Genomic DNA, 7,784 nt, shown 5'->3' on the forward strand with positions numbered 1-7,784 from the left:
CTGAACCGCACTGCACCCGGAGAACCCCATGATGGAATCACTGACCGACTGCCCCACCGAGGAGCTCGCGGCGCCAGCGCCCACGCACGCTGCGCAGCACCCGGCCTCGCACAACGACATCGACACCGCCTGCGCACAAGCGTGCCAAGCCATTGCACCGGCCTGGCCCCTGGACCGTGCCATTGCAGTCAACCCGCACTGGGCGCGCATCGGCATGCCGGTGCGCCGGGTGGCAGCGCGCATGGCAGCGCTGGGCGGCATTCAGGTCTTTCCCGGGCGCGACCGGCAACTGCAAGCGTGGACGGAAGGACGCATCAGCGCCCAGGACCTTGATCAGGCGATCCGCCAGATGCCTCAGGCGCAAGCCTGCGGGTTGACTGCCGAAGACTGCGTACAGGCCTTACACAACACCCAGCCCGTAGAGCAATTGCCCCTGCTGATCGATGTGCTGGACAACGACCCCCACCGCCAAACCCGCTTGTCCTGGCGCCAGGCAATCACCCACCAGGTGAGCCAGACCTGCGCCGCCTATTTCGACCAGACACAGGCGGACTGGCAGCCCCAGCGGTCCGAGGGCCTGTATGCGTTCTGGCGCGAGACTCTGCAGCACGACCACTCCATCGGCCTGCTGATGGGCTTGCCACACCTCGCCGAGGCCTTGGAGGCTCTGCCCGCCACCCGGGAAGACGCCGAACGCTGGGTACTGCACAGGCTGCGCCTTCCCAAGGCGGTGTGGCCAGACTATCTGGAGTCGGTGCTGCTGACGGTGAATGGCTGGGCTTCGTGGTGCGCCTATCTAGGCTGGCAGGCCCACCTGAACCAGACCTCCGACCCGCACCTGCGGGAGTTGCTGGCGATCCGGCTGGCATGGGGTGCGGTTCTACTGCATTGCAAGGACGATGCCGCAGGCACCCATGCCTTCCAGGCGCTGCAACAGGCCTGGGGCCAGGCCCCCGCCTTGTTGCAACGGGCAGAGCAGGCTCTGCTGGTCGACGAAGTGTGGCAAGTAGCTCTGGAAGTCGGCTACCAGCGCCAACTGGCTCAGCGGCTGCTCGGTGCCGGCAGTGCCCCGCCCAACCAGCACGAGATCGAGGTGCAAGCCGCTTTTTGTATTGATGTGCGCAGCGAGCCACTGCGGAGGTCCCTGGAGGCCATTTGGCCCGCCGTACAGACCATCGGGTTCGCGGGATTTTTTGGCCTGCCCCTCGCCTACACACCGCTGGGCACCAGCGCTCGCACGCCCCACCTGCCGGGCCTGTTGGCACCCGCAGTAGAAGCCACTGACTGCATCGTGCCATCCACTGCGGGCGCGTTGAAGACCGATGCGACGCTACAAGAAGCAGCGATCCACGCACGCTCCAGGCGCTTTGCGCTGGCCGACCAATGGCTGTCCGCCAGCCGCTGGCCGGGTGCGGCGTTCTCGTTCGTTGAAGCGGCGGGCGTGGGCTATGCGGGCAAGCTGGGCCAATGGCTGCGGCCCTCCCGGCAAGCCAGGGCCAACGATGCACTGGAAGGCCTGCCTGCGCGCTATCGCCCCCTGTGCCGGCCCCAGCTCACGGGGCTGGACATCGGCGCCAAGGTGTCGCTGGCAGCGCGGGTGCTGCGCTCCATGGGGCTGGACGGTTATCTGGCGCCCCTGGTACTGCTGGTAGGGCATGGCAGCCAGTCGGCCAACAACGCCCATGCGGCAGCGCTGGACTGCGGCGCATGCTGCGGCCAGACCGGCGAAGTCAGTGCCCGCAGCCTGGCACAACTGCTGAACGAACCTGCCGTGCGTACGGGCCTGGCGGAACAAGGCATCGCCATTCCGGAGTCCACAACCTTCGTGGCGGCCCTGCACAACACCACAACCGATGAGATCGAGGGCTTTGACCTGGACCTGCTGCCCCCAGCCGCTCGCCAACGGTGGGACAGCCTGCAGCCGGTGCTACACCATGCCAGTGACCAGGTCCGCAGAGAACGAGCACCGCACCTGCACATCGACCCACGGACACCGCACGACGATTTGCTGAAGCAATTGCGAAGGCGCGCCAACGATGGCGCCCAGACGCGCCCGGAATGGGGCCTGGCGGGCAACGCAGCCTTCGTCATCGCACCCCGGCACAGGACGCTGGGCGCTGCGCTACAAGGACGCAGCTTTCTGCACGACTATGACGCCCAAAGAGACCCCGACGGCAGCCTGCTGGAAGCGCTCATGACCGCGCCCATGCTGGTCACCCACTGGATCAACTGGCAGTACCACGCATCCACCTGCGCCCCCACACGCCTGGGGAGTGGCAACAAGGTGCTGCACAACGTGGTGGGCGGACACATCGGCGTCTTTGAAGGCAACGGCGGTGATCTGCGCATCGGCCTGTCGCAGCAGTCGGTGCACGACGGCAAGCGCTGGTTGCACGAACCACTGAGGCTGACCGTGGTGATTGATGCGCCCCGCCCATCCATCGACGCAGTGATCCATCAACATGCCGTCGTCAAGCAACTGGTGGACCACGGGTGGCTGCACCTCTGGCGGTGGGAAGGCACCGACCTGATGCGCTATGACCAGGGTCTCTGGGAGCCGCTGCACACGGAGAACTGGTGATGCACCCCAGTGCACGCCCCTATGCAGACCGCCGCATCGCCTTGCTGACCCAGCATGGCAAGGAGCGGGTCATCGCGCCCGCGCTGGAGCCGGGTCTGGGTTGCACGATTGAACATGTCAGCGGGTTCGATACCGACCTGCTGGGCACCTTCACCCGCGAAACGGCACGTGCGGGCTCGCAACTGGATGCAGCACGGCGCAAAGCCCGCAAGGGCATGGAGCTCTCCGGCCTCGATGCCGGCCTGGCCAGCGAGGGCAGCTTTGGTCCCGATCCGTTCACAGGAATGGTGCCCTGGAACGTGGAGCTGATCGCCTGGCTGGACGACCGCATGGGCATCGAAGTCGTCGGCATGGCACAAGGGCCTGCGCGCAGCGGGCACCTGCTGAGCGATAACTGGAGTGCCGTGGAGGCATTTGCGCAGCGCGAGGGCTTCCCGCAGCAACAGCTGGTGATGCGCCCGGAGAGCCAGGACGACACCCGCATGCACAAAGGCATCGCGGACTGGGACCGGCTGCGGCACTGCTTCGACGCCTGCCAAGCCCAGGCCCGCAACCGCCAGGTCTTTGTGGAGACGGACCTGAGGGCCTTTGCCAACCCCACCCGCATGCGCCTCATCGAGCAAGCTGCGCAGGACTTGCTGCAGCGACTGCAGTCGAACTGCCCAGCCTGCAACGCCCCGGGTTACTGGGTCACCGAACGCATACCGGGGCTTACCTGCTCTGCCTGCGGACGGCCTACCGCATCCTGCCGCGCTGAGGTGTGGTCGTGCCCACGCTGCGAATACCAGTCCAGAATGAGCAAAGCCACGCGGGCATTGGCAGATCCTCGCCACTGCGCGTATTGCAATCCCTGACTTGCAATCACAGCGGTCCCGCGTTCAGCACAGTGGTTTGAACACTGACCGGCGAGGCGTCACAAAGCAAACAACAACTGGCCAATCGATCAGTCAGTTGTTGGTAAAAAACGGGGTGTTCGACAGCTCACTCCACAGTAACGCTCTTGGCCAAGTTGCGGGGCTTGTCCACATCCGTCCCCCGCGCACAGGCCGTGTGGTACGCAAGCAGCTGCAGCGGCACGACATGCAGCAGTGGGCTCAATGCGCCGTAGTGCTCGGGCATGCGAATCACGTGGATGCCCTCACTGCTTTCGATGCGGGTGTCGCCATCGGCCAGCACGTACAGCACACCCGCACGGGCGCGGACTTCCTGCATGTTGCTCTTGAGCTTCTCCAGGAGGGCGTCGTTGGGCGCCACCGTCACCACCGGCATGGCGCTGGTCACCAGGGCCAGGGGGCCGTGCTTGAGTTCACCGGCCGGGTAGGCTTCAGCGTGGATGTAGCTGATTTCCTTGAGCTTGAGCGCGCCCTCCAGCGCGATGGGGTAATGCAGCCCTCGGCCCAGAAAGAGCGCGTTTTCCATGCGCGCAAAGTCTTCAGCCCAGCTGATGAGCTGGGGTTCGAGCGCCAGCACGGCCTGCAGGGCCACGGGCAGGTGGCGCATGGCCTTGAGGTGTGCAGCCTCCTGCTCTTCACTCAGGCGGCCCTTGCTTTGCGCCAGGGCCAGCGTCAGCAAGAACAGGCCCGCCAGCTGCGTGGTGAAGGCCTTGGTGCTGGCCACGCCGATCTCGACCCCGGCGCGGGTGATGTAGGCGAGCTTGCATTCGCGCACCATGGCGCTGGTGGCGACGTTGCAGATGGTGAGCGTGTGCTGCATGCCCAGGGATTGCGCGTGGCGCAGCGCGGCCAGGGTGTCGGCGGTTTCGCCGCTTTGGCTGATGGTGACGACCAGGGTGCGCGGGTTGGGCACGCTGGTGCGGTAGCGGTATTCGCTGGCCACTTCGACCTGGGTGGGAATGCCCGCGATTTCTTCGAGCCAGTATTTGGCGGTGCAGCCGCTGTAATAGCTGGTGCCGCAGGCCAGGATCAACACGTTGTCGATGTCCTTGAACACGCGCCAGGCAGCCGCGCCGGGCTCGCCATGCTGGCCTGCACCATCAAACAGCTCGGGCACGATGCCGGCCAGGCCTTCCAGCGTGTCGGCAATCGCGCGGGGCTGCTCGAAGATTTCCTTTTGCATGTAGTGGCGATACGGCCCCAGCTCGGCCGCGCCGCTGTGGGCCTGCACGGTGCGCACGGGGCGCTGCCCGGTGGTCAGCGCATTGCCGTCCTTGCCCACGATCCAGTAGCGGCCCAGCTGCAGGTCCACCAGGTCGCCCTCTTCCAGATAGACGATCTGGTCAGTGACGCCCGCCAGGGCCATGGCGTCGCTGGCCAGAAAGTGCTCGCGCGATGACGAGGCGCCGGTTGCGTCCTTGCCCACGCCCAGGATCAACGGAGACCCTGCGCGTGCGCCCACCACGCGGTGGGGTTCGTCCTTGTGCATGACGGCGATGGCGTAGGCGCCATGCAGTTCGGCCACGGTGGCCCGCACGGCGTCGAACAGGTCGCCGCTGTAATGGCTGTCCACCAGGTGGGCGATGACCTCGGTGTCGGTCTGGCTTGCAAACACGTAGCCGCGTGCCTGCAGGCGGGCGCGCAGTTCTTCGTGGTTCTCGATGATGCCGTTGTGCACCAGTGCCACCCGGCCTGCGGCCTGCGCATGGGCGTCTGCGCCCGTGCCGTGGCTGAAATGCGGGTGGGCGTTGTGCACGGCAGGCGCGCCGTGCGTGGCCCAGCGGGTGTGGGCGATGCCGGTGGCGCCGTCGATGTGCTCGGTGCTCACCTGCTCCAGCAGCTCGGCCACGCGGGCGGTGCTGCGGGCGCGCTGCAGGCCGGCAGGGCGCGTGGCGTCTAGGCTGGACGCATGCACGGCCACGCCGCAGGAGTCATAGCCCCGGTATTCAAGTCGCTGCAGGCCCTGCACGAGGATGGGAACGATGTTGCGCGTGGATACTGCGCCGACGATGCCGCACATGGTGGTTGCCTTTGGTTGGAATGTGATGGGATGCGGCGATGGTAGGCAGCGTCCCAAAAAATTATTGATTGATATTTGCAGCAACATGAACTTTAATTTCACCAATAATCAATGTTGAAATTTTTGTTCATTTTCTGACCTCCAATGGAATTCATATCGCTCGATGCAATTGACCTGCAGCTGCTCAACCTGTTGCAGACCGATGCCGCGCAGAGCAACCAGGCCCTGGCCGAACAGGTGCATGTGTCGCCGCCCACCTGCCTGCGCCGCGTCAAGCGCCTGCACGATGTGGGACTCATCGAGCGGCAGGTGGCCATCCTGCAGCCCGACCGGCTGGCTGCCCTGCAAGGCCACGGGCTGGCGTGCATCGTGGAGGTGTCGCTGGACCGCCAGGGGGCCGAACAGCTCGACGCCTTCGAAGCCCGCGCCGTGCAGGAGGCCGCCGTGCAGCAGTGCTGGCGCGTGTCACCCGGGCCAGACTTTGTGCTGGTGGTGCACACGCGGGACATGCCGGGCTACCTGGCGCTGTCGCAGCGGCTGTTCACCGGCGACGCCAACGTGCGCAATGTGAAGGCCTTCTTTGCAACCCGCCGGGCCAAATTTGAGACCAAAGTGCCGGTAGCGCCAGATTGACATGCGCTATCTGCTATCAATTTATTAGCAAACCCACCTGCATCCTCATCGGCGCCCTCTCACCGCCCCGCCCCTCAGCCCCCCCTGACAGGCCCCACAGCACATCCCAACACCCAGCAAGGTCATCCATGCGACTGATGGGAATGGACCACGGTCATTTCTTGCTGGTATCGCCTGACCGGGCGTTGTAAGCTCCCCCGCACTTTCAACCTACCTGGCCGGTGAATGCCCGCGTGGCAGCACCGCCCTTCTCCAACACCCCCATGCCGACGCCCCGCCGCCAGATGCCCCGCCGCATCTACCCCTTGCGCATCCTGGGCATGGGGCTGGGTGGCATGGTGGTGGCCACGGTGCTGTGGGAGCGCCAGGCATCCCCCCTGGCCTGGACGGCGCTGTTGCTGGCCACGCTGGTGTGGCCGCACGTGGCCTACCTGCTCACACGCCGCGCCGCCGACCCATACGCCGCCGAGGTGCGCAACCTGCTCATCGACTCGGCGCTGGTCGCTGCGCTGGTGCCGCTGATGCACTTCAACCTGCTGCCCAGCGTGATGCTGCTCACCCTGACCATGGTGGACAAGATCACCACCGGCATCCGGGGGCTGTGGGTGCGCGCCCTGTGGGTGATGCTGGCGGCCGGTGTGGCCAGCACGGCGGTCATGGGGCTGCACTGGGCGCCCGAGACCTCCATGCGCGTGATAGTGGCCTGTCTGCCGGTGATGTCGCTGCACACGCTGTCGGTCAGCGCCGTGAGCTACCAGCTCATCCGGCAGTCTGCGCGCCAGAACCAGATGCTGGACGAACTGCGCCGCGTGGACGCACTGACCGGCCTGTTCGGGCGCGGCCACTGGCAAGAGCAGGCAGAGGCCGCACTGCGCCGCCACCACACCACCGACGAGCCCGCCTGCATGCTGATGCTGGACATCGACCATTTCAAGGAGATCAACGACGCTTACGGCCACACCGTGGGCGATGAGGTCATCCGCGCGCTGGCGCATGTGGTGCGGGGCAACGTGCGCGCCGGTGACTGCGCGGGGCGCTACGGCGGGGACGAATTCGCCATCGTGCTGCCCGGCATGCATGCGCGCGACGCCCTGGCCATTGCCCAGCGCATCCGCGAGCAGACAGAAGGCGTGCGCCTGCGCAGCCTGCCCGAACTGCGCATCACCAGCAGCATCGGCGTGGCCCCGGCCGACCACCGCCACAGCAGCCTGCGGGCGTGGATCGACGCCGCGGACGCAGCGCTGTACGTCGCCAAAAACGGCGGACGCAATCAGGTGGCGGGGTGCATGGAGCCAGCGCTGGTACCAGCGGTGTAGCAGCCAGCACTGCGGCCGGCGTCAGGGCTCGTTGGCGGCTGCAGGGTTCACCGGCCACTGCACCCGCACCGTGCAACCAGCGCCCGGCACCGCCGTCGCGCTAACCTCTGCGCCGTGGCGCTGCGCAATGGCGCGGCACAGTGCGAGCCCCGCGCCCACCCCCTCGAACTCCGTCTCGCGGTGCAGGCGCTGGAACACGCCGAACAAGGGGTCCCCTCGTTTTCAGTGCAATAACTGGCGGTACGCAAACCCAGCACTGGCGCGGGGGTGGTGTTGGTAGATCGTTGATTCTGTTGGCTTTCCTGTTCACTTCTCAAACGGGTATCGTGGCCTCCCACTAA

5 protein-coding genes and 1 pseudogene are annotated in these 7,784 nt (G+C 66.1%); 4 read left to right on the forward strand and 2 right to left on the reverse strand.

Going from position 1 to position 7,784, the window contains the following annotated elements; all coding sequences use genetic code 11:
* The first annotated feature begins 28 nt into the window (after window positions 1-28).
* Together BEK68_RS07575 and BEK68_RS07580 are read left to right on the forward strand one after the other, a co-directional pair.
* A complete protein-coding gene (locus BEK68_RS07575; protein WP_004637165.1) occupies window positions 29-2,581 on the forward strand; it encodes a YbcC family protein in 2,553 nt (850 codons plus the stop codon).
* 41 nt (window positions 2,582-2,622) lie between these two features.
* Entirely contained in the window at window positions 2,623-3,435 is an 813-nt protein-coding gene (locus BEK68_RS07580) for a DUF6671 family protein (RefSeq protein WP_234305999.1), read from the forward strand.
* A 127-nt stretch (window positions 3,436-3,562) separates the two neighbouring features.
* Here the strand turns inward: BEK68_RS07580 and glmS are convergent, their stop codons facing one another.
* Window positions 3,563-5,494: a glutamine--fructose-6-phosphate transaminase (isomerizing) gene (glmS, locus tag BEK68_RS07585; RefSeq protein ID WP_004637163.1), complete on the reverse strand. Its 1,932-nt coding sequence runs from the start codon at window positions 5,492-5,494 to the stop codon at window positions 3,563-3,565.
* A 144-nt stretch (window positions 5,495-5,638) separates the two neighbouring features.
* On the opposite strand from glmS, the gene BEK68_RS07590 reads away from it, so the two are divergent.
* Window positions 5,639-6,127: an Lrp/AsnC family transcriptional regulator gene (locus tag BEK68_RS07590; protein ID WP_004637162.1), complete on the forward strand. Its 489-nt coding sequence runs from the start codon at window positions 5,639-5,641 to the stop codon at window positions 6,125-6,127.
* A 263-nt stretch (window positions 6,128-6,390) separates the two neighbouring features.
* Window positions 6,391-7,443: a diguanylate cyclase gene (locus BEK68_RS07595; protein ID WP_004637161.1), complete on the forward strand. Its 1,053-nt coding sequence runs from the start codon at window positions 6,391-6,393 to the stop codon at window positions 7,441-7,443.
* Between the two features lie 21 nt (window positions 7,444-7,464).
* Here BEK68_RS07595 and BEK68_RS07600 read toward each other — a convergent pair.
* A pseudogene (locus tag BEK68_RS07600) lies at window positions 7,465-7,662 on the reverse strand (ATP-binding protein); the annotation flags it as partial.
* Window positions 7,663-7,784: the final 122 nt, after the last annotated feature.

Source organism: Ralstonia pickettii, from assembly GCF_001699815.1.
In the GTDB taxonomy this organism is placed as follows: domain Bacteria; phylum Pseudomonadota; class Gammaproteobacteria; order Burkholderiales; family Burkholderiaceae; genus Ralstonia; species Ralstonia thomasii.

Excerpts from the sequence above, each read along its gene's own strand:
- BEK68_RS07575 (WP_004637165.1), top strand. The coding sequence starts at position 29 with ATGATGGAATCACTGACCGACTGCCCCACCGAGGAGCTCGCGGCGCCA.
- glmS (WP_004637163.1), bottom strand. The coding sequence starts at position 5,494 with ATGTGCGGCATCGTCGGCGCAGTATCCACGCGCAACATCGTTCCCATC.
- BEK68_RS07590 (WP_004637162.1), top strand. The coding sequence starts at position 5,639 with ATGGAATTCATATCGCTCGATGCAATTGACCTGCAGCTGCTCAACCTG.
- BEK68_RS07595 (WP_004637161.1), top strand. The coding sequence starts at position 6,391 with ATGCCGACGCCCCGCCGCCAGATGCCCCGCCGCATCTACCCCTTGCGC.